1 rRNA gene is annotated in these 1,721 nt (G+C 49.7%); it reads right to left on the bottom strand.

The annotated features are described in order from the left end of the window. Positions 1-72 precede the first annotated feature (72 nt). Positions 73-1,638 (bottom strand): 16S ribosomal RNA (locus AAA939_RS15115). Between the last annotated feature and the right edge of the window lie 83 nt (positions 1,639-1,721).

Raw genomic sequence — 1,721 nt, 5'->3', positions numbered from 1 at the left:
AGTTTGAGAGTTAGACCTCTCAAAACTAAACAAAGTTTCGACTAATGTGTAGGTTTCCGTAATATTCCTTAGAAAGGAGGTGATCCAGCCGCAGGTTCTCCTACGGCTACCTTGTTACGACTTCACCCTAATCATCTGTCCCACCTTAGGCGGCTGGTCCCCGAAGGTTACCCCACCGACTTTGGGTGTTACAAACTCTCATGGTGTGACGGGCGGTGTGTACAAGGCCCGGGAACGTATTCACCGCGGCATGCTGATCCGCGATTACTAGCGATTCCGACTTCATGTAGGCGAGTTGCAGCCTACAATCCGAACTGAGAATGGCTTTAAGAGATTAGCTTGCTCTCGCGAGTTCGCAACTCGTTGTACCATCCATTGTAGCACGTGTGTAGCCCAGGTCATAAGGGGCATGATGATTTGACGTCATCCCCACCTTCCTCCGGTTTGTCACCGGCAGTCTCACCAGAGTGCCCAACTTAATGCTGGCAACTGATAATAAGGGTTGCGCTCGTTGCGGGACTTAACCCAACATCTCACGACACGAGCTGACGACAACCATGCACCACCTGTATCCACGTCCCCGAAGGGAACGCCTGATCTCTCAGGTTAGCGTAGTATGTCAAGACCTGGTAAGGTTCTTCGCGTAGCTTCGAATTAAACCACATGCTCCACCGCTTGTGCGGGCCCCCGTCAATTCCTTTGAGTTTCAGCCTTGCGGCCGTACTCCCCAGGCGGAATGCTTAATGCGTTAGCTGCAGCACTGAAGGGCGGAAACCCTCCAACACTTAGCATTCATCGTTTACGGTATGGACTACCAGGGTATCTAATCCTGTTTGCTACCCATACTTTCGAGCCTCAGCGTCAGTTACAGACCAGACAGCCGCCTTCGCCACTGGTGTTCTTCCATATATCTACGCATTTCACCGCTACACATGGAGTTCCACTGTCCTCTTCTGCACTCAAGTTTTCCAGTTTCCGATGCACTTCTTCGGTTAAGCCGAAGGCTTTCACATCAGACTTAAAAAACCGCCTGCGCTCGCTTTACGCCCAATAAATCCGGACAACGCTTGCCACCTACGTATTACCGCGGCTGCTGGCACGTAGTTAGCCGTGGCTTTCTGGTTAAATACCGTCAATACCTGAACAGTTACTCTCAGATATGTTCTTCTTTAACAACAGAGTTTTACGAGCCGAAACCCTTCTTCACTCACGCGGCGTTGCTCCATCAGACTTTCGTCCATTGTGGAAGATTCCCTACTGCTGCCTCCCGTAGGAGTTTGGGCCGTGTCTCAGTCCCAATGTGGCCGATTACCCTCTCAGGTCGGCTACGTATCATTGCCATGGTGAGCCGTTACCTCACCATCTAGCTAATACGCCGCGGGACCATCCAAAAGTGATAGCCGAAGCCATCTTTCAAACTCAGACCATGCGGTCCGAGTTGTTATGCGGTATTAGCATCTGTTTCCAGGTGTTATCCCCCACTTCTGGGCAGGTTTCCCACGTGTTACTCACCAGTTCGCCACTCACTCAAATGTAAATCATGATGCAAGCACCAATCAATACCAGAGTTCGTTCGACTTGCATGTATTAGGCACGCCGCCAGCGTTCGTCCTGAGCCAGGATCAAACTCTCAAATTAATGATGAGTTCTAAAAAAGCTCATTTAAAAAGTTGGTTCAAATTTATTAATTGTTTTCACGAATTGACTTCGCAAATGTTTTT

The organism is Lactiplantibacillus paraxiangfangensis (assembly GCF_036246185.1).
Classification (GTDB): domain Bacteria; phylum Bacillota; class Bacilli; order Lactobacillales; family Lactobacillaceae; genus Lactiplantibacillus; species Lactiplantibacillus paraxiangfangensis.
Note: the sequence above shows the minus strand (reverse complement) of the source record. Positions and strands in the feature narration are given on the sequence as shown.